The organism is Acidobacteriota bacterium, assembly GCA_033549365.1.
In the GTDB taxonomy this organism is placed as follows: Bacteria; Acidobacteriota; Aminicenantia; order Aminicenantales; family Saccharicenantaceae; genus JAWSUF01.
Genome location: JAWSUF010000001.1, coordinates 331,815 through 351,099 on the forward strand (window position 1 = coordinate 331,815; position 19,285 = coordinate 351,099).

Annotated in this window: 26 protein-coding genes; 8 read left to right on the plus strand and 18 right to left on the minus strand. The window is 58.6% G+C overall.

What is annotated here, in order from left to right; all coding sequences use genetic code 11:
• Positions 1–5 precede the first annotated feature (5 nt).
• Genes larC through metG form a run of 3 tightly spaced genes read left to right on the plus strand, consistent with a single transcriptional unit; the run spans position 6 to position 2,119 of the window.
• Complete coding sequence (gene larC, locus SCM96_01390; protein MDW7759277.1) at positions 6–1,202, plus strand: nickel pincer cofactor biosynthesis protein LarC; 1,197 nt, start codon at positions 6–8, stop codon at positions 1,200–1,202.
• A complete protein-coding gene (gene folE, locus SCM96_01395; GenBank protein ID MDW7759278.1) occupies positions 1,202–1,783 on the plus strand; it encodes a GTP cyclohydrolase I FolE in 582 nt (193 codons plus the stop codon). The genes larC and folE overlap by 1 nt, the downstream gene beginning before the upstream one ends.
• 3 nt (positions 1,784–1,786) lie before the next feature.
• The gene (metG, locus tag SCM96_01400; GenBank protein MDW7759279.1) at positions 1,787–2,119 is read left to right on the plus strand and encodes a methionine--tRNA ligase subunit beta; all 333 of its coding nucleotides are present in this window, start codon (positions 1,787–1,789) and stop codon (positions 2,117–2,119) included.
• Positions 2,120–2,149: 30 nt separating this feature from the next.
• On the opposite strand, the gene SCM96_01405 is transcribed toward metG, so the two are convergent.
• On the minus strand, positions 2,150–2,767 hold the full coding sequence (locus SCM96_01405) for an L-threonylcarbamoyladenylate synthase (protein ID MDW7759280.1): 618 nt from the start codon (positions 2,765–2,767) through the stop codon (positions 2,150–2,152).
• Positions 2,768–2,985: 218 nt separating this feature from the next.
• Here SCM96_01405 and SCM96_01410 point away from each other — a divergent pair, with 218 nt between their 5' ends.
• Positions 2,986–3,750 carry an outer membrane beta-barrel protein gene (locus SCM96_01410; GenBank protein ID MDW7759281.1) on the plus strand — a complete coding sequence of 255 codons (765 nt, stop codon included), beginning with the start codon at positions 2,986–2,988 and terminating at the stop codon, positions 3,748–3,750.
• A gap of 46 nt (positions 3,751–3,796) precedes the next feature.
• On the opposite strand, the gene SCM96_01415 is transcribed toward SCM96_01410, so the two are convergent.
• The gene (locus SCM96_01415) at positions 3,797–4,636 is read right to left on the minus strand and encodes an LEA type 2 family protein (GenBank protein ID MDW7759282.1); all 840 of its coding nucleotides are present in this window, start codon (positions 4,634–4,636) and stop codon (positions 3,797–3,799) included.
• Between the two features lie 93 nt (positions 4,637–4,729).
• Between SCM96_01415 and SCM96_01420 the strand changes: the two genes are divergently transcribed.
• The 4 genes from SCM96_01420 to SCM96_01435 are packed head-to-tail and all read left to right on the plus strand — an operon-like array spanning position 4,730 to position 10,064.
• Entirely contained in the window at positions 4,730–5,956 is a 1,227-nt protein-coding gene (locus tag SCM96_01420; GenBank protein ID MDW7759283.1) for a peptidase C1, read from the plus strand.
• The gene (locus tag SCM96_01425; GenBank protein MDW7759284.1) at positions 5,953–7,419 is read left to right on the plus strand and encodes an HD domain-containing protein; all 1,467 of its coding nucleotides are present in this window, start codon (positions 5,953–5,955) and stop codon (positions 7,417–7,419) included. The genes SCM96_01420 and SCM96_01425 overlap by 4 nt, the downstream gene beginning before the upstream one ends.
• Positions 7,416–8,387, plus strand: a complete 972-nt coding sequence (galE, locus tag SCM96_01430) for a UDP-glucose 4-epimerase GalE (GenBank protein MDW7759285.1) — start codon at positions 7,416–7,418, stop codon at positions 8,385–8,387. Before SCM96_01425 ends, galE begins: the two co-directional genes overlap by 4 nt.
• Before the next feature lie 36 nt (positions 8,388–8,423).
• On the plus strand, positions 8,424–10,064 hold the full coding sequence (locus tag SCM96_01435; GenBank protein ID MDW7759286.1) for a LysM peptidoglycan-binding domain-containing protein: 1,641 nt from the start codon (positions 8,424–8,426) through the stop codon (positions 10,062–10,064).
• Positions 10,065–10,070: 6 nt separating this feature from the next.
• Here SCM96_01435 and SCM96_01440 read toward each other — a convergent pair whose 3' ends face one another.
• Genes SCM96_01440 through rplF form a run of 16 tightly spaced genes read right to left on the minus strand, consistent with a single transcriptional unit; the run spans position 10,071 to position 19,276 of the window.
• Positions 10,071–11,021, minus strand: coding sequence for a cysteine synthase family protein (locus SCM96_01440; protein MDW7759287.1), 951 nt, complete (start codon positions 11,019–11,021; stop codon positions 10,071–10,073).
• Between the two features lie 30 nt (positions 11,022–11,051).
• Positions 11,052–11,468 (minus strand): 50S ribosomal protein L17, encoded by a 417-nt coding sequence (gene rplQ / locus SCM96_01445; GenBank protein MDW7759288.1) that lies wholly within the window; start codon positions 11,466–11,468, stop codon positions 11,052–11,054.
• Entirely contained in the window at positions 11,465–12,499 is a 1,035-nt protein-coding gene (locus tag SCM96_01450; GenBank protein MDW7759289.1) for a DNA-directed RNA polymerase subunit alpha, read from the minus strand. The genes rplQ and SCM96_01450 overlap by 4 nt, the downstream gene beginning before the upstream one ends.
• A 46-nt stretch (positions 12,500–12,545) precedes the next feature.
• Entirely contained in the window at positions 12,546–13,172 is a 627-nt protein-coding gene (gene rpsD / locus SCM96_01455) for a 30S ribosomal protein S4 (GenBank protein MDW7759290.1), read from the minus strand.
• A gap of 24 nt (positions 13,173–13,196) precedes the next feature.
• On the minus strand, positions 13,197–13,589 hold the full coding sequence (gene rpsK, locus SCM96_01460; GenBank protein ID MDW7759291.1) for a 30S ribosomal protein S11: 393 nt from the start codon (positions 13,587–13,589) through the stop codon (positions 13,197–13,199).
• 25 nt (positions 13,590–13,614) lie between these two features.
• Positions 13,615–13,995, minus strand: coding sequence for a 30S ribosomal protein S13 (gene rpsM, locus SCM96_01465; protein ID MDW7759292.1), 381 nt, complete (start codon positions 13,993–13,995; stop codon positions 13,615–13,617).
• A gap of 12 nt (positions 13,996–14,007) precedes the next feature.
• Complete coding sequence (gene rpmJ / locus SCM96_01470; GenBank protein MDW7759293.1) at positions 14,008–14,121, minus strand: 50S ribosomal protein L36; 114 nt, start codon at positions 14,119–14,121, stop codon at positions 14,008–14,010.
• A 12-nt stretch (positions 14,122–14,133) separates the two neighbouring features.
• Positions 14,134–14,352, minus strand: a complete 219-nt coding sequence (gene infA / locus SCM96_01475) for a translation initiation factor IF-1 (GenBank protein ID MDW7759294.1) — start codon at positions 14,350–14,352, stop codon at positions 14,134–14,136.
• Positions 14,345–15,151: a type I methionyl aminopeptidase gene (map, locus tag SCM96_01480; protein MDW7759295.1), complete on the minus strand. Its 807-nt coding sequence runs from the start codon at positions 15,149–15,151 to the stop codon at positions 14,345–14,347. The genes infA and map overlap by 8 nt, the downstream gene beginning before the upstream one ends.
• A complete protein-coding gene (locus SCM96_01485) occupies positions 15,148–15,819 on the minus strand; it encodes an adenylate kinase (GenBank protein ID MDW7759296.1) in 672 nt (223 codons plus the stop codon). The genes map and SCM96_01485 overlap by 4 nt, the downstream gene beginning before the upstream one ends.
• Positions 15,816–17,198 carry a preprotein translocase subunit SecY gene (gene secY, locus SCM96_01490; GenBank protein MDW7759297.1) on the minus strand — a complete coding sequence of 461 codons (1,383 nt, stop codon included), beginning with the start codon at positions 17,196–17,198 and terminating at the stop codon, positions 15,816–15,818. The genes SCM96_01485 and secY overlap by 4 nt, the downstream gene beginning before the upstream one ends.
• Positions 17,191–17,643, minus strand: a complete 453-nt coding sequence (gene rplO / locus SCM96_01495; protein ID MDW7759298.1) for a 50S ribosomal protein L15 — start codon at positions 17,641–17,643, stop codon at positions 17,191–17,193. Before rplO ends, secY begins: the two co-directional genes overlap by 8 nt.
• On the minus strand, positions 17,640–17,822 hold the full coding sequence (rpmD, locus tag SCM96_01500; GenBank protein MDW7759299.1) for a 50S ribosomal protein L30: 183 nt from the start codon (positions 17,820–17,822) through the stop codon (positions 17,640–17,642). Before rpmD ends, rplO begins: the two co-directional genes overlap by 4 nt.
• Positions 17,819–18,334 (minus strand): 30S ribosomal protein S5, encoded by a 516-nt coding sequence (rpsE, locus tag SCM96_01505; protein MDW7759300.1) that lies wholly within the window; start codon positions 18,332–18,334, stop codon positions 17,819–17,821. The genes rpmD and rpsE overlap by 4 nt, the downstream gene beginning before the upstream one ends.
• A gap of 29 nt (positions 18,335–18,363) precedes the next feature.
• Positions 18,364–18,738, minus strand: coding sequence for a 50S ribosomal protein L18 (gene rplR / locus SCM96_01510; protein ID MDW7759301.1), 375 nt, complete (start codon positions 18,736–18,738; stop codon positions 18,364–18,366).
• Positions 18,731–19,276, minus strand: coding sequence for a 50S ribosomal protein L6 (rplF, locus tag SCM96_01515; protein ID MDW7759302.1), 546 nt, complete (start codon positions 19,274–19,276; stop codon positions 18,731–18,733). The genes rplR and rplF overlap by 8 nt, the downstream gene beginning before the upstream one ends.
• Between the last annotated feature and the right edge of the window lie 9 nt (positions 19,277–19,285).

Sequence of the window (19,285 nt, forward strand, 5' to 3'; positions counted from 1 at the left end):
GGACCATGAATTCCCTTTACGTCGACGCCTCATCCGGTCTCAGCGGAGACATGATGCTCGGCGCCCTCCTGGATCTCGGCGCCGACCCCGAACGCTTCCGCGAACAGATGTCAGGGCTCGGCCTTCCCGTGGAGATTTCCATCAAGGAGGTCCGCCGGGGGGGATTCCGGGCTCTGAAGGTCGATGTCGACATTCAAGGCTCACCTTCCGCGGAAAGACGATGGGCGGATGTCGAGTCGGTCATCCGGACAGCCCGCTTTTCCGACGCCGTCAAAACTCGGGCCCTTTCGGTTTTCAGGAAGCTTTTCGAAGCCGAGGCCAGAGTTCACGGTTGCGCCTTCGCCGAAGTCCATCTCCACGAAGCCGGCGCCGACGACGCTCTGGTCGACATCGTCGGAAGCTGTCTTCTGCTCGAGACTCTCGATATCGACGACATTCTCTGTTCCCGGTTGAACGTGGGCGGCGGATACGTCAAAACCGCCCACGGCCTTCTTCCCGTTCCTCCTCCGGCGGTCGTTGAGATTTTGACGCATGTTCCCGTCCACCAGGCCGGCGCCGAAACCGAGCTGGTGACACCGACCGGAGCGGCTTTGATTGCCGTCCTGGCCCGAGACTTTGTCTCTTTCCCCGAATTCAGTTATGTCAAAGTCGGCTGCGGCGCCGGAACAAAAGAACTTCCCCATCTGCCCAATATCCTTCGGGCTTTTCTCGTCCGCAGGCCCTCGCTCAAAGACAACGCCCTGAAGGTCATCCAGACCGTCATCGATGACGCCAACCCCCAGCTTCTGGCCCGTTTTATTGATATCGCGCTCGACGCAGGCGCCCTGGATGCCTACCTGACCCCCGTGGTCATGAAAAAGAACCGGCTGGCCACCCAGTTGACCGTTCTGTCTCCGCCCGAAAACACGGACCGGCTCATTGAAAAGGTTTTTCGGGAAACGCCGTCTCTGGGCGTCAGGATTCATTCGGCCTCCCGGCGCGTTCTGGACAGGAAAATCCAAACCGTCCGGGTCTTCGGGCAGGAGATCGGCATGAAAACCGCATTTCTGGCCGGCGAAGAGGTCAATGCCCAGCCGGAATACGAGGACTGTCTGAAAGCCGCGGCCGCAACCGGACGTCCCCTGAAAGACATCCAACGCCGGGCCGCGGCGGAATATGCGGCGCCGGCCTCAAAGCCCGGCGAGGACGGAGATAAAACATGATGGATCTCAAAAAAATCGAACAGGGCGTCCGTCTCATCCTCGAAGGAACGGGTGAGGATCCCGATCGGCCGGGCATCCGGAACACGCCGGAACGCGTGGCCCGGATGTTCGCGGAAATCCTCTCGGGGATCGAGGAAGACCCGGCCGCCGAGCTTCTGGTCGTCATGGACGACCGCCACGACGAAATGGTGATCATCCGGAATATTCCCCTTTATTCCATGTGCGAGCATCATCTCCTGCCGTTCGCCGGCGTCGCCCATGTGGCCTACATTCCAAAAGAAGGCCGGATCGTCGGACTCAGCAAGATCGCCCGCGTCGTCGAATCCTTCGCCCGGAGGCTTCAGGTCCAGGAACGCCTGACAAAACAGATCGCCGATCTACTGGCCGAACACCTGAAACCGCTCGGCGTCATGGTCGTCATCGAAGCCGAGCACATGTGCCTGTCCATGAGGGGGGCCAAGAAACCGAAATCCATCACCGTCACATCGGCCGTCCGGGGGTCCTTCCGAACAAACGCCGCGACCCGGGCCGAAGCCATGATGCTCATCCGCGGCGGAACCCAAAGCGGCAGGGAGGCCTGAAATATGAGCGCAACGATCGTCACTTTCGAAGATTTCAAGAAAATGGACCTCAGGGTCGGAGAAATCCGGTCCGCCGAACGGGTCCCGGGAACCAGCAAGCTGATCAAGATTTCGCTGGACATCGGGACCGAGATCCGGACCATGGTTTCGGGGATTGCCGAGACTTACGCGCCTGAGGACCTGGTCGGCCGCAAAATGATCGTCATTGTCAATTTGAAACCGGCCGTCATTCGTGGCATCGAGTCCCAGGCCATGCTTCTGGCGGCCGTCGTGGACGGGAAAGCCCATATCCCCTTCTTCGCTCCCGAGGTCCCCACCGGATCCCCTGTTCAGTAGATTCCCGCAGCCGAAGTCGAAAAGGGGCCTCTAAAGAAACGGGGCGAGATTCTTCCGGGAAACGGCGCCCTCACGAAGAATGACGGGATTTTTTCCCGTCAAATCCAGGATGGTCGAAGGCAGCCGCCCTCGCGTCTCCCCTCCGTCGATGATGAGGTCGATCCGGCCGCCGAAATGAGCACGAACCGAATCCGGACCCGAGAAACCGGCGTGCCCGGACGGATTGGCGCTTGTCGCGATCAAAGGAACACCAAGCCGGCGGACAAGTCTCCGGAGCCACACAAGGGGAGGAACACGCAGGGCTACCGAACCGCCCGGTCCGCGGATATGGTCCGGGACGGCCTTCGAGGCTTTCAAGACCAGAGTCAGGGATCCCGGCCAGAACTTTCGAACCATGGCTTCAAATACCGGACCGGGACGGCTCACCCAGGCCCTGACCATTTCGACGTCCGAGGCGATCAGGGGCAGAGCCTGGGACCGATCCCGTCCTTTCAGCCGGAAAATGTTTTCCACGGCGTTCGCCGACTCCGCCGATCCGCCCAACCCATAGAACGTTTCCGTCGGGTAGGCCGCAACGCCTCCGGCCGTGAGGATTTCGACGGCTTCGTCAAGATGAGCCCTCTCCAGCCCGCCCCGATGCAGTGTCATGATCCGCGTCTTCATGTTGAACCCCGTTCAAGCTCCGGTGTCTCATCCGGCCCGGCCGAATTCATGGTAGGGACACCGGCCGGATTTGTCAAATGATGACACCTGCCCTTTTTTGGATACAGTCCGCCCGGCAATGAATCCGTTTTTATGCCTGATGAGTCTGGCATGTTTTTTGCTATAATGTATGGCATCATGAATAATCGCGACAGGAGGTCAAGATGAAAAAAGCCGGGATCGCACTTGTGTTGTCGCTTTTGGTGCTTTGCGGAACGGCCGCCGCCAATACGCTGTCCTTAAAAATCGGATATTTTTTCCCCAAGGCCGAAGGCGGCCCCGACAGCCTCTGGACAATTGAATTCGACCAGATGAGCTTTCAAAAATCGGATTACGCCCAATCCACGCTGGGATTCGCCTACGATTACTTTCTGACTCGGGAATTGAGTTTCGAAATCAGCCTGGACACTTATAACAAAAACAAGTCCGGATTCTACGTGGATTACGTGGGCTATGAATTCACTGAGGGAGATTTTGCCTTCCCGGCCGAGTTATACCAGGGCGCCTTCAGTGTCGCCCACACGCTCAATCTGTCCATCACGCCCGTGCAGTTCTCCATCAAGATCGCCCCTTTGGGACGCCGGAATAAAATCGTGCCTTATCTCGGCGCCGGGGGCGGAATCTATTTTTGGACGGTCTACCTGCGCGGAGACATCGTCGATTTCTCGGATGAATACTTTTACGAGGACGAAGACCTGGGCGATGTTCCCGTCTATCCGATCTATCCGGCCCAGCTTCGCGAGGAGCGCACGGCCTTCGGTTACCACGGATTCGCCGGATTCAAAGTTCCGGTCGCCCACAGGATCACCGTGGATGTCCAGTTCCGCTACAACTCCGTCAAGGGCAACTTCAAGGAAGCCTTCCTGGGATTCGAGAAATTCGACCTGGGGGGATACACGATTTCCGCGGGGATCAACTACTGGTTCTAAGCAACCTGGCTCCCCGGTTTGTTCATCAAAAGGCGGCCGGCAAGTTTCACCGGCCGCTGAGAACCAGCGTGCCGGACGTGTCGAACGGGATCCGGAGGCGGCCCCAGACGGACTGGATTTCGATCTCTCCGCTGAACCGGCAGGGAACCCGGCCGGCATGAAGATGGTCATGAACATCTCGGCCGACCGAGAAAAAATCGATGATAAAAGGAACGCGGATTTCTTTTCCGCCCCGGGCGGGAAGACTCTTGTCGCCGGGTAGAAACCCCTCCTGGACCGTCTTTCCGGCGAACTCCAGGCGATAGCGCACGCTGTCGACCAGAAGTTCGTAGGCATTCGCGTTTTGAAAGCTCGCCGTGAAAACGACGTCGGCGCCTCCCATAGTCAGCGTTTTGGCCTCCAAAGGCAGAAAGCCGACCTCGGGATCCTTGAAAATCGGGAATTCCCCGGACAGGCCCATGGCGAATTTTTCTTCCCGGCTCCGCGCGTCCCTGAAGATCAACTCCCCCGCAAGGTCAAAGCCGGCCTTTTCCTCAATTTCTCCGACAACTTGAAAAAGCAGCGGATACGTGATTTTAACGGGCAGGGCGAAAATGGTTTCCCGACCCGGAGGAATGACCAGCGGGGAATCCAGATTGGTGGAGAGGTTGATATACTCCCTCTGGTTGACCCGGACCCGGTAGTTGTAGCGGACGAGCTCGGCGGCGGAGGGTCCCCGGTTGAAAGCTCCGATATGAAAAACCAGCGTCAACCCCGACGAACTCAGCTCACGGATGCGTCTTTCCTTGAGCTCCAGGGACAGGTCCCGCCTGAGCGAGGCCGACAGGGACACCGAAGAAAGGACGAAAATGAGAAAAAGGGCGAAGGGGCGTGTTGTTGTCTTCATAAGCTTCATGTTGCAACCTGTTTTCAAGATACACAAATTCCCGCCGGGTGACAAGATCCCGACGCCGGAGTATAATGCCGCCAGGAGGTGGCCATGAAACCGCGTCGTTATTTCGCTCTGTTCGTTCTGGTCTCCGTCGTCCTTGCCGCGGCCGCGGCCTGCCGGAGAGATGAGGGAGCCTCGCGACGAAGAGCCATCACATTCACGGCCCGCGATGAGGCCGTCTATATCGTCCGCGACGAAGGGCAACCGCCTGCCCTGATCATGAACATGGCGGATCTTGAGAAACCGGGCCATCCCGCCGAATTCACCAATCTCTTCCACCTTCCTCCCGTTCCCCAGGGAGAAACCGGAACGTGCTGGGCTTTCGCCGCCACATCTCTTCTGGAGTCCGATCTCCGGCGCCTCGGCCGGGAACCCGTGAAGCTCTCGGAAATGCACACCGTCTACTGGGAATATGTCGACAAGGCCCGGCGCTTCATCCGGGAACGGGGAAAATCCTTTCTGGGCCAGGGATCGCAACCCGATTCGGCTCTTCAAAGAATCAAAACTTACGGTCTTGTCCGGCATGAAGATTATCCGGGCCTTCCCTCCGGCCTCACCGAACACGATCATTCCGAACTCTTCAGCGAGATCCGCAAACGGCTGCATGATCTGGCATCGCGCGAAGACTGGAACGAAGACAAGGCCGTGTCCGAAGTGCGGGGCGTGCTGGACCGTGTCCTGGGACGTCCGCCGGATCGCATCACCGTCGACGGACGATCCCTCACACCCCGCGAATATCTCACGCGGGAACTCGGCCTCAATCCCGACGACTATGTCGCTTTCATCAGCACCCTGGCTCTTCCCGTGCATACGCGGGGAGAGTTCGACGTCCCCGATAATTGGAGCCGTGCGGCGGATTACCACAACCTTCCCCTTCACGAATTTTACCTGACTCTTCTCCGGGCGCTGCGCCGGGGATATACCGCGACTCTGTCCATCGATTTCACCGAACCCGGATACGTCCCGGCCGAAGACGCCGCGGTCATTCCAACTTTCGATATCCCGGCCAGCCATATCGACGCCGCCGCCCGGGAAATCCGTTTCGCCTACGGCTCGACGACCGACGACCACGCCGTCCACTGCACGGGATACAAGGATTACGGCGGAAAGGGTTCCTGGTTCCTGATCAAGGACTCCTGGAAAACGGCCTTCGAAGGCCGTCATGCCGGATACATGTTTCTTCGCGACGATTACATCCGGATGAAGACCCTGATGTTCGTAACCCACAAGAGCGCCGTCTCCGACATTCTGGCCAAATTCCCCCGGGACAATTGAGATTTGAAACCCTGATCGACGACATGCCGGACTTCGATTTCAAGGACAAGCGGCTTTTCATCCGTCTTTTCGGCGGAAACATCTACGCCGTCGGAGGCTATGTCCGGGATCTCATCCGGAAGCGGCCGTCTCCCGAAGTCGACATCCTGGTCGCCCGTAACTCCGTCGAAGCCGTTGTCCGAAAACTCGAAAGCCGGGGCCGCGTGGATCTCGTGGGCCGGAGTTTCGGGGTGATCAAATTTACGACCGGAGGGAAAACGTATGACGTCGCCCTCCCCCGGATCGACACGCCTCGTCCGGCGGCGGAACGGGGCCACAAGGATTTCGAAATCGCCACCGACCCCAACCTTCCCATTGAAACAGACCTGTCCCGCAGGGATTTCCGTTGCAACAGCATGGCGCTGCGCCTTGCCGACGGATGTCTCATCGATCCCTTCGGCGGGGCTTCAGACGCCAGGGCGGGCCGACTCCGTTTGACCAATCCCGGAGCGTTTCCCGACGATCCCCTGCGCGTTCTGCGGGCGGCGCGTTTCGCCTCGGTTCTGGGATTCCGAATCGATCCCGAAATTTATGACTTGTCCCGGGATATCGATCTGTCCGGGCTGTCCATCGAACGCGTCAACGAAGAGTTTTTCCGGATTCTTCTTGACTCCCGGCGGCCCTCTCGCGGCCTCGAAGAACTGCTCCGTTTGGGTGGGGTTGAAAAACTTTTCCCCGAACTCTATGCCCTCTCCCTGACCATTCAGGATGCCGTCTTTCACCCCGAGACCGACGCCGACGGACACCATACGGTCTGGGGACATACCCTTCTGACGGTCGATCAGGCTCAGTCCCTGGTCCGGACATCGGAATGGCCGGACGGAAAACGGCTCAGCCTTCTCCTTGCCGCGATATATCACGACGCCGGCAAGGCGTCCACGACGCGCCGGGAATTCAGAAGAGGACGGATAACCGTCACCTCGCGTGGACATGACAGGGTCTCCGAGCGTATCGCCCGCAAAGTTCTGACCCGCCATCGCATCGTATCCTGGGGAGGCTGGGATATTGAAAAAACGGTCCCCCGGCTTATCGGCGCCCACCACCGGGCCTCGGAAATCTGGGCCAACCGGGATGATGTGACCCGCAAAGCCTTCAACCGCCTGGCCGCGGATGTGGGAGGCGATTTCGATCTCCCCATCATTCTGGACGCCGCCGACAGGGCCGGACGGCAAAACAAGCTTGTCCGGGGTTTGGACCGGGAGGCCCGCTGGTTGTTCCGGAAATTCCGCGAATTCCGGATTGACAGCGAAACCATCCGGCCGCTCATTATGGGTCGGGACCTGATCGGCCTCGGTGTCGCTCCCGGACCGGCGATGGGGCGGATCCTGAAAAAGCTTCACACGCTGCAGCTCGACGGGGTCTTCGAAACGAAAGCCGCGGGAATGGAAGCGGCCCGACGTTTGCTGGAAGGGAAAAAGGCATGAATGTTCTTGTCGCGGGGGGAGCCGGCTATATCGGGGCTCACACCGTCAAGGCCCTGGCCGAGGAAGGCTTTGAGGTCTGCGTCTTGGACAACTTTTCAACGGGAAGGAGAGACTTCATCCGCGGACACCGGATCGTCCCCGGAGATCTCATGGACAAGGCCGACGTCGAAGCGGTGTTTGCCGGAAACACTTTCGGCGCGGTTTTTCATTTCGCGTCCCTCATCCAGGTCGGAGAGTCCACCCGGGACCCGGCCCGGTACTATGTCCAGAACCTCGTTTCGAGCCTCAATCTCATCGGGGCCGCCGTCGATTTCGGGGTGGAACATGTCATCTTTTCCTCGAGCGCGGCCGTCTACGGGGTGCCGCACGAAACACCCATCGCGGAAAATCATCCTATCGCGCCCGCCAATCCCTACGGTAGAACCAAGGCCGTCGTCGAAAACATCCTTGCGGACTACGGCCGGGCTTACGGATTAAAATCCCTCTCCCTGCGGTATTTCAACGCCGCCGGCGCCGACCCCTCCGGGGAAATGGGCGAAAGCCACGATCCCGAGACCCATCTGATCCCCAACATCCTGCTGTCCGTCCTCGGCCGCGTTCCCCGTCTCGAGGTTTTCGGAACGGACTTCCCCACCCCCGACGGCACGGCCGTCCGCGATTACATCCACGTCACCGATCTGGCCCGGGCCCATGTCGAAGGCCTCAAGGCCCTGATGGCCGGATATCCGGGAGGCGCCGTCAACCTGGGAACGAACCGGGGGTATTCGGTTTTGGAAATCATCCGAAAAGCGGAGTCCGTAACCGGGTCGGTCATTCCCTACTTTGCTGTGCCGAGGCGGCCGGGAGACGTCCCGGTCCTCCTGGCTTCACGCGACAAAGCGGAGTCCGAGCTGGGCTGGATTCCCAGGCATTCCGACATCGAGAACATTCTCGAAACCGCCTGGAACTGGCATCGCAAAAACGTTTGACCGGACGGTATGGCTTGTTATAAAATTCCAGGGACAATGAGATATTTCAAGGAAACATGTCTTCCCTTCTTTTTGGTGCTTGTGCTCGCGATGGGCGGATGCGCATCCGGAAAACGGAAACCGGCCCATCAAGCGCCCGCACCGGGCGACGTTCCCGCTCTCGAAACACCCGCCGGCGAAGTTCTCCCTCCCGCCGATCTCGTGATCGAGGAATGCGATCTCCCGGATCCGGCGGGTGAAGAGACCTTCGCCGACCGCCCGTCCCGGGAAAGAACAACCACATCGGATGCAGAGGCCGGCGCCCGGCTTGAAGAAGCGTTGGCCGCATTTCAGGACGCCCAATTCGCATGGGAGTCCGAGGATCTCGACCGGGCGCTCCAGCGGCTCGACGATGCCTACGCCGTAATCATCGAGATCAATACCGCTCCCGATTCTCCGTTCAGTCAGGAGAAGGACGGATTGCGGCTGCTGATCGCTCAGCGGATTCAGCAGATCTACGCCTCCCGGTTGATGCCGGCGGGCGAAAATCACAAGACTATCCCGCTCGTCGAAAATCCGAATGTTCTCAGGGAGATCCAATCCTTCCAGAATCGGGAACGGCAGTTTTTTCTGGAGTCCTACAAAAGATCCGGTCAATATCGGAGCATGATCCTTGAGGAGTTGCGGAAAGGCGGCCTCCCCGACGAAATCGCCTGGCTGCCTCTGATCGAAAGCGGCTTCAAAGTCCGGGCGCTGTCACGGGCCCGCGCGCTCGGTCTCTGGCAGTTCATCTCATCCACCGGCACCCGGTTCGGGCTTAAACGTGACAAATGGATCGACGAGCGTATGGATCCTCTAAAAGCCACGCAGGCCGCCGTCAAGTACCTGTCCGAGCTTCATGGTTTATTCGGAGATTGGACAACAGCCCTGGCATCCTACAATTGCGGAGAATTCCGCGTTCAAAGCGTCATCCGCTCCCAGCATATCGACTATCTGGACAACTTCTGGGATCTTTTCAACAGACTCCCCTTCGAAACGGCCCGTTTCGTCCCCCGGTTTATCGCCGTCAACCTGATCATTGAAAATCCCGAGAAATATGGATTCGTCCTGCCGGAACCCGATCCGCCTCTTCAATTCGAAACCATCCGCATCGACAAACCCGTCAAGCTGACGGCTTTATCCGCCGCACTCGGTCTCGGCCCGCATGATCTCACCCAGTTGAATCCGGAACTCCGTCACGATTCCACCCCGGATACCGAGTATCATTTGAAAGTCCCGACGGGAAGCGGCGAACGGGTTGTGGCCGCCCTTCCCTCCCTCTCCCGATATGTGCCGCCCGAAGCCGTTTTCAGCTGGCATTCCGTAAGAAGCGGAGAAACCCTGGGAGGCATCGCCCGCCGTTACCGGACCAGCGTCGCCGCCATCGTCCGGCTGAACTCGCTGAAGAATTCACGGTTGATCCATCCGGGCCAGCGGTTGAAAATCCCCGGGGCCGTCGCCGGTCAGCCGGCCACGGCCAAACCTTCGCCTCCGCCGCCGGGAGGCTCGGTGACCCACACCGTCAGGGCGGGCGACACACTTTTTCAGCTGGCTCGCCTCTACAACACGACCGTTCAGCAGATCAAGGCCGATAACGGACTTCAGGGCGACGGCATCAATGTCGGGCAGCGGCTAGTCATCCGCTCCGGCACCACATAATTCCGTTTATTTGTAGATTGAGCTGCAGTATTTGTAGCCCGAGTCCGGAAAAACCGTCACGATGCGGGCGTCCGGCCCCAACCGGCGGGTCGCTTCGAAAGCCCCCCATAAGGCGGCGCCGCTCGATCCTCCGGCAATGATCCCCTCGGTCCGGGCCAGACGCAATGTCCATTCGAAAGCCGTCTGATCGTCGATGCGAAGGATATCATCGATGTATTCCCATTCCACCGTCGGCAGAATGAATTCGTCGCCCAGGCCTTCAAGATGATATCTCCGGGGAGGAATCATCGTCTGAGAGTGAAAATAATCATAGAAAACCGATCCCGAAGGATCAACGCCGACGGTCCGGATCGCCGGATCCCTCTCCTTAAGATACCGTCCCGCCCCACAGATCGTGCCGCCGGTTCCGATCCCGACCACCAGACAATCGATTCGGCCCTCCATCTGTTGCCAGATTTCCGGACCGGTCGTCAAGTAGTGTGCCTCGTTGTTATCGAGATTGTTGTGCTGATCGACATAAAAGAGTTCCGGGGATTGGGCGGCCAGGACCCGGGCATATTGATTGTAGGATTTGTCATCGTCGGGAGAAAGCGATGCGTCCACCTGGACGACCTCCACACCGAGATGCTGAAGCATACGGATTTTCTCCCGGCTGGTCGTATCCCGAATGACGATGCGGCAGCGATAGCCTTTCTGCAGGGCGACGAGAGCCAAGCCCATGGCCGTATTCCCGGAACTGTTTTCGAGAAGAATGTCCCCCGACTTGAGCCGCCCTTCGCGCTCGGCTTTTTCGACCATATGGAGGGCGATGCGGTCCTTGATGCTTCCGCCGGGGTTGAGGTATTCCAGTTTGGCCCAGATCCGAAACGCTTCCCCCTTTGTCGAACGGGACAATTCGACAAGGGGCGTTTTGCCGATGGCGTCCAGAAGACCGGAAGATCGAGCCTGAATGCTCAATGGCTGGGGCACCGGATGAAAGCAGAGATTCTACTTGGTTTTGGCCGCCGCGGGAGTTTTGGCTTTCTTTTTTTTGGCCTTTTTCTTGAATTCGGAACCGATGAGCTCCAGCATGGCCATCTCCGCACCGTCGCCCAGCCGGGGTTCCAGCTTGACGATCCGCGTATACCCGCCCGGCCGTTCCGTGAAACGCGGCCCGATTTCAGCGAACAGTTTGGTGACCACGGATTCCTTCATCATGTAACTCAAGGCCTGCCTTCGGGAATGGAGGGTGTTTCTCTTGGCCAGCGTGATCATTTTTTCAGCTATCGGCCGGGTGGCCCGGGCCTTGGCCAAAGTCGTCCTCATCCGCTCCTTTTCCAGGAACGAGGTGACCAGATTGCGGAGCAAGGCCCTCCGATGAGAGGTCGTCCTGCCCAAATGTCCCCGCTTGACTTGATGCCTCATTCCTCCGTCTCCTTTTCGGCATGTTCGTCCTTGAGCTCCGCCTGAACGCGTTCGAGCAGCGTCGGGTGCAGATCGAGGCTCAATCCCAAACCGATCTTATTCAAAGTTTCCTTGATTTCCGCCAGAGATTTGCGACCGAAATTTTTTGTTTTGAGAAGCTCGTCTTCCGATTTCTGAACGAGATCGACGATGCGATCGAGACCGGCCGCCCGCAGGCAGTTGTTGGATCGGACGGACAGTTCGAGATGTTCGATGGATTTGGCCAGGACATCCGCCTGATAGAAATGCGGGATGTCGCCTCCCTTGGGAGAGGACTGTTTGTCCGAAAGCGGCTCGTCGACGACATCCAGGAAAATGATGAGATGGTCGCGAAGCAATTGGGCCGCCTGGGACAGGGCTTGAGCCGGGCGCACCGCGCCCGTCGTCCAGACCTCCAGGGTCAGGCTTTCGTAATCGATGCGTTTGCCGACGCGGGCGGGTTCGACCTTGTAATTGGACTTGAGAACCGGAGAATGCGACGAATCGAGAGGAATGAAATCCACGCTCAATTCTTCGTCGAAATTCCTGTCGGCGGGGATGTAGCCCCGGCCGTTTTTGACGATCATTTCGATGTCCAGACGGCCGTCGGCATCGAGGTGGGCGATGGTCAGATTCGGATCGAGAATTTCGACGCCCGATTCACAGGTGATGTCGGACGATTTCACTTCGGCCGGACCTTCGATCTTGAGGGTCATCCGAACCGGTTTCTTCCCTTTCATCTTGAGCGGGATGCTCTTGAGATTGAGGAGAATGTCGGTGACATCCTCGACGACGCCGGGGATGGTGGAAAATTCGTGGAGAACGCCCTGAATGCGGACGGCCGTTATCGCGGCCCCCGGGATCGACGACAGAAGGATGCGCCGCAGAGCGTTTCCCACGGTGACGCCGTATCCGCGTTCAAAAGGCTGGGCCTGGAAACGGCCGTACTTTTCCGTCTGCGTTTCGGGGTTGCCGTCCAGGAATTTGGGTTTCACAAAACCGGTTTCTGCCATGTGTCCTCCTCGCGGGATTTTTTCGCGTCCCCGCGGTGTTCCGTTCTTATTTCGAGTACAGCTCGACGATCAGATGCTCCTCGACGGGCAGCGTCACGTCTTCGCGCTTGGGCAACGACAGCACACGGCCTTTCAGGCCGTCCCTGTCGACCTCAAGCCAGGCCGGAACGGTTTTGCCGCTGTGCGCCGCCGCGACGGCCTTGATGTCCTCGCTCTTGATCGATCTCTCCCGGAACAGAATGAGATCCCCCTCCTTGACCAGGAAGGACGGGATATTCACTTTTCGATCGTTGACCAGCACATGTCCGTGGGCCACAAGTTGCCGGGCATGGGCCCGGGACAGCGAAAAACCCATGACATGAAGGACATTATCCAGACGTCGCTCCAGAAGGCTCAGAAGGTTTTCCCCGGTGACGCCCTTATGGCGTTCCGCCCGGTCGAAAAACAGCCGGAACTGCTCCTCGGACATGCCGTAAAATCTTTTCACTTTCTGCTTTTCCCTGAGCTGAATGGCATACCCCAGAACCCTTCTCCGGGCTCGTCCGTGCTGCCCCGGCGGATAGGCCCTTCGTTCGATGGCGCATTTGTCCGTCTGGCATTTGGGCCCCTTCAGGAAGAGCTTCGTCTTTTCGACCCGGCATATCCGGCAATCAGGCTGGCTCGATCTCGCCATGATGGTCTCCTTTTCTCCGTCCGCTCAGACCCGGCGCCGACGCCGCGGTCGACAGCCGTTGTGGGGAATGGGCGTGACATCCTTGATGGATCGGATTTCCAGGCCCGCCGACTGCAGGGCGCGGATGGACGATTCACGGCCCGCACCGGGGCCCTTGACCCGCACATCCACATAGCGGACGCCGAAATCCTTGGCCTTGTTCGCCACATCCCGGGCCGCCAGCTGGGCCGCATAGGGCGTTCCCTTGCGGGCACCCTTGAACCCCGACGTTCCGGAACTGGACCAGCAGACGGTGTGTCCTGTCTGATCGGTGATGGTGATCACGGTGTTGTTAAAAGTGGATTGGATATAGGCCGTACCGAATCCGATATCCTTCCTGACTTTTTTCTTTTTTGTTTTGGCTTTTGGTTTGGCCATGGTCGTTCCCTTTCGTCAGGATCTCTTACTTTTTATCCTTGCCGGCTTTCTTGATCGCATGGCCGCGGGGGCCTTTTCGGGTCCGGGCATTGGTCTTGGTTCTCTGCCCGCGGACCGGGAGTTTCCGTTTGTGGCGCATGCCGCGGTAGGAACTGATATCGATCAGACGTTTGATGTCCATCGTGACGTCTTTCCGAAGATCGCCCTCGATTTTTTCCGTCTTTTCAATGATCTGGCGGATTTTGTTGACTTCGTCCTCGGACAAGTCCTTGATTTTCTTGTTTTCGTCGATTCGGGCTTCCTTGAGAATCCGAAGGGATTTGGAGCGCCCGATTCCGTAGATGTAAGTCAGACCGATGCCGATGTTCTTCTCGGTGGGAAGCGTGATGCCCGCGATTCTTGCCATAGTGACCTCGTCTTATCCTTGTTTTTGTTTGTGCCTCGGATTGGAGCAGATGACGCGCACCTCGCCCTTCCTCCTGACGATTTTGCAGTTTCTGCAGATCCTTTTCACAGATGCTCTGACTTTCATGGCTTTGATCCTCTACTTGTACCTATAAGTGATGCGCCCCTTGGTCAGGTCATAGGGGGACAGTTCCACCAAGACCCTGTCTCCCGGCAGGATGCGGATGAAATACTTCCGCATTTTCCCCGAAATGTGAGCCAGGATGACGTGCTTGTTGGCCAGTTCGACACGAAACATGGCATTGGGGAGCGTCTCCAGCACAACACCTTCGGTCTCATAAACATCAGGTTTAGGCATGGGGATTCCTCTCCCGGAAGGCGGCCTCAGGGGCGCAAAACTCTTCAGCCCCGTCGTCGAGGCTCAGGATTTCGACACCATTTTCGGTGACGGCCACGGTGTGTTCGTAGTGGGCGGCCCGGCTTCCATCCCGGGTGACGGCCGTCCAGCCATCCTCCAGAACATCGGCCTCCCACCCGCCTGCAGCGATCATGGGTTCAATGGCCAGGGTCATTCCCGGCTTGATCTTCGGTCCCCGTCCGGGACTTCCGAAATTGGGAACCTGCGGTTCCTCGTGGAGGGATCTCCCGATGCCATGGCCGACAAACTGGCGGATCACGGAAAAGCCTTCGCGTTCGACGGAGTCCTGAACGGCTGCGGAAACATCGGACAATCGGCAGCCCGGTCGAACCTTATCCAGACCGTAATAAAAGGCTTTTTCCGCAGCCCGGATCAGTCTCAAGTCCGCCGCGGCGACGTGTCCCACGGGAACGGTGACGGCGGCATCCCCATAAAACCCTTCGCACAAAACTCCGAAATCCAGACTGACGATATCCCCTTCCTGAAGCTCGCGTGATGAGGGAATGCCGTGTACGATTTCGTCATTGACGGAAACGCAAAGCGCTGCGGGATAACCCCGGTAGCCCTTGAATGCGGGAACGGACCCGAACTCTCTCGCCCGGGCGTCGGCATAGGCGTCCAGAACCCGGGTTTCGACGCCCGGCCGGATCATCGGCCGAAGCTCGGCCAGAACGCGGGCCACAATTCTGTTGCTCTTCCGCATGGCGGCGATTTCTCTCCCGGATTTCAAAACAATCATGACGCGCCTCGTCCGGCCGTCCTGTTCTGCAACCGGGGAGCCAGAACGATTTGGATCCGGGAAAAAACCTCATCTACGCTCCCCGATCCGTCAATGCGGACCAGGGTGTTCCGATTCCGATAATGTGCCAAGAGTGGCTCGATGCCGTTTCTGTAGACCTTGAGCCTCTCGGCCACAACCTCTGGGGCATCATCCGGTCGACGGACGAGTTCCGCCCCGCAGGCATCGCAGGCTCCGGGCTGTTTCGTTTCCTTGACGGCCGGATTGAAGACGGCATCGCACTCCGGGCAGACAAGGCGGCGCGAGAGTCTATGGATCATGGCCTCTTCATCCACCGCAATATCCAGAGCGATTTCCGAACGTCCGGCATCCAGGGCCTCCAGGCCTTCGGCCTGGGGAACCGTTCGCGGGAAACCGTCCAGAACATACCCATCGGCACAATCGCCCCGGGCGATCCGTTCTCTGACGAGTTCGAGAACCAGCTCATCCTCCACGAGTTCGCCGGAATTCATGCGGTCTTCCGCCTTCAAGCCCAGGGGGGTCCTGTCCCGGACGGCACGCCGGAGGAGATCTCCCGTGGAGATCCGGGGAAATCCCCAGGCCGCCTCGATGAGGCCGCCCTGGGTTCCCTTGCCGCCTCCGGGCGGACCGAGGAGGATGATCCTCATCCCCGTCTCCCTTTGATCCGGCTCCGTCGCATGAAGCCGTCGTAATGGCGCATGACGAGCTGGGCTTCGATCTGCTGGAGCGTGTCCATGGCCACGCCGACGACGATGAGAATCGAGGTTCCGCCGAAATAGAAATCGATATTCAAGCCCTGTGTGAACCAGCGGGGCAGATTGGCTTCCAGCGCATCGCCGATCCAGGGCAGAGCTCCGACCTTGACGCCGGTCATCATGAACTCGGGCATGATGGCGATTGCGGCCAGATAAACGGCGCCGGCCAGCGTAATGCGGGACAGGATGCCGTCAATGTAGTCGGAGGTGTTTTTTCCGGGCCGGATGCCCGGGATGAATCCGCCGTACTTGCGCAGGTTGTCGGCCACATCCGAAGGGTTGAAGATGATCGAGATGTAGAAATAGGTGAAGAAGATGATGGCCGCGACATAAGTCAGGATGTAGAGCGGCATCCCCAGGTTGAACTGCTGGGCGATCGTCTGGAAAACGGGCGCTTTGATGGCCTGGGCGATGGTCTGAGGAAGGGTGATGATGGCGGCGGCGAAAATGATCGGAATGACGCCTCCGGTGTTGACGCGCAGCGGCAGATGGGTACTCTGACCGCCGTAAACCTTGCGGCCGATGACCCGCTTGGCATAGGATACGGGAATGCGGCGCTGGCCTCTCTCGACGAACACGATAAAGGCCACAACGGCCAGCATCAGGGCGACGAGGAAGATCAGACGGAGCGGGTCCATGCTGCCGGTGCGCAGGCCGGTGACGGCGCTGCCGACACCCCTTGGAAATTCGACGACAATCCCGGCGAAAATGATGAGGGAAATGCCGTTGCCGATCCCACGCTCAGAGATCTGTTCGCCGAGCCACATGATGAAAACCGTGCCCGTGGTCAGGGTCAGCACGGTCAGAAGCTGGAACCCGAGGCCGGGGTTGGGAACGATGGCCGCACCGCCGGGACTCCTCAGGGCCTGTAAAAAGAAGGAAATGCCGAATCCCTGAATGAGACAGATGGCGATCGTTCCATATCGGGTATACTGCGTGATTTTTTTCCGCCCCAGCTCTCCTTCCTTGGACAACCTCTCCAGGTAAGGCCAGACGACCTGGAGAAGCTGCAGAATGATGGACGAGCTGATATAGGGCATGATGCCCAGGGCGAAGATCGTCATCCGGGACATGTTTCTCCCGGAAAAAAGATCGATAAACCCGAGAATGGAACCTCTCTGCGCCTGCCAGAACTCGGCCAATGCGGCGGCGGATATCCCCGGAGTGGGGATCTGGGCGCCGATCCTGTAAACGGCCAGGATGGCCAGGGTGAAAATCACCCGTTTTCTCAGTTCAGGAATACTGAAGATGTTGCGGATACTCTCAAGCATTTTCCGACCCGATAACGACGGCCTTGCCGCCCGCCTCCTCGATTTTTTTCACGGCCGTCTGCGAAAAGGCATGGGCCCGGATTGTCCGGGCGGACTGGAGTTCCCCGCGGCCGAGGATTTTGACGAGCGGTTTTTTCCCCCGGATCAGACCGGCTTTTTTCATGGCCTCAAGACCGATCTCATCGCTGGGCAAGGCGTTCAGCCGCTCGACATTGACCGCCTGATATTCTACCCGAAAAATGTTGGTGAACCCCCGCTTGGGGATGCGGCGGACCAGGGGCATCTGCCCGCCCTCGAAACCGCGCTTCTGGGTGAATCCGGCTCCGGAGAGCTGGCCCTTGTGCCCGCGGCCCGACGTCTTGCCCCGGCCCGAGCCGGGTCCGCGGCCCCGTCTTCTTTTGTTTTTCCTTGAACCGGGTTCGGGACGCAGTTTATTGAGACTCATGATTCTTCCACAGCCTCCACTTTCAGCAAATGGGTGATCTTCCGGATCATGCCTCGAATCTCCGGCCGATCCTCACGAATGACGGAGGATTGCAGCTTGCGAAGCCCAAGTCCTTTGATGACTTCCCTTTGGTTCCGGGGATATCCGATCGGACTCCTGACCAGCGTGATCTTTATCATAACGACACCCGGCTCTTCACCCGGCCGGCGGCGGCGGTTTCGGGATTTTTAAGCTTCTTCAGGGCGTCCATGGTCGCATGAGAGACGGATATGGGATTATTGCTGCGGATGGACTTCGTAAGGACATCCTTGATGCCCGCAAGCTGCATAATCACGCGCACGGCGCCTCCGGCGATGACCCCCGTTCCTTTGGCCGCCGGCCGGAGCACCACGACTCCGGCATCGACTTCGCCCTTGACCAGGTGAGGAATCGTCGTATCGGCCAACGGGACCTGGTATAAATTTTTCTTTGCGGACTCGACCCCCTTGGCGATGGCTTGGGGGACTTCCCGCGCTTTCCCCTTGCCGATGCCGACACGGCCTTTTTCATCCCCGACGGCGACCAGCGCCGAAAAGCTCATGTTCTTGCCGCCCTTGACGACTTTGGTCACCCGGCGGATGGAAATGACCTGATCCTTGAACTCCAAGTCTTCGGGTTCGGCTCCGGGTCTACGATAGGTTCGATCTCTCACGCTCAGTCCTCCTTAGAAGGGACCCCGGGTCAAAAACGGATGCCTTCTTTCCTCATTGCCTCAGCCAAAGCCTTGACACGGCCGTGATAGGGATAGATGCCGCGGTCGAAGACAACGCTCTCGATGCGGCGCTCTTTCAACCGGCCGGCCAGGATCTCACCCAACAGATTACAGGCTTCCTTGTTCTTTCCGCTCCGGCCTTTGTCCTTGAAGTCTTTCTCCTGGGTGGACGCCGTCGCCAAGACCTGATGAGTCTGGTCATCGATCACCTGGGTATAAACATAGACATTGCTCTTGAAAACATGAAGCCGGGGTCGATCCGCCGTTCCCTTGATCTTGGCCCGGATCCGCTTGCGCAGCCGGCCGCGCCGGATCTCTCTCTTTGCCAGCTTGTTCTTATCCACCGGTCACTCCTGCTTTGCGTTCTTTCTTGATGAGCTTTTCTCCGACATAACGGATGCCTTTCTGTTTATAGGGATCCGGTCGGCGATGCTTCTTGATGTCCTCGGCCACTTGCCCGACTTTTTGTTTGTCGATCCCGCGGACGGTGAGAAGCGTCGGTTTCTCGGCCGTGATTTCGACGCCTTCCGGAATCTCGAAGATCACGGGCCGGGAATAACCCAGGCTCATCTCCAATTTGTTGTTTTCGATTTTGGCGCGGTAACCGACGCCCAAAATCTCAAGCTGTTTGACAAATCCCACGGAGACGCCCAGAAGGGCGTTCTGGGCCAGCGAACGGCACAATCCGTGCCGGGATCGAACGGCCTGGGTTTCGTCCCTCCGGGTCAAGAGCAAGATGTTGTCCTCGAGACGGGCTTCGATTCCCTCATAGATCGGAGACGACATCTTTCCCTTGGGGCCTTCGAACGTGATCTCTCCGGCCTCGATGGTCACTTTCACTCCCGGTGGAACCGCTATGGGCTGTTTTCCGACTCTCGACATGTCCTTATC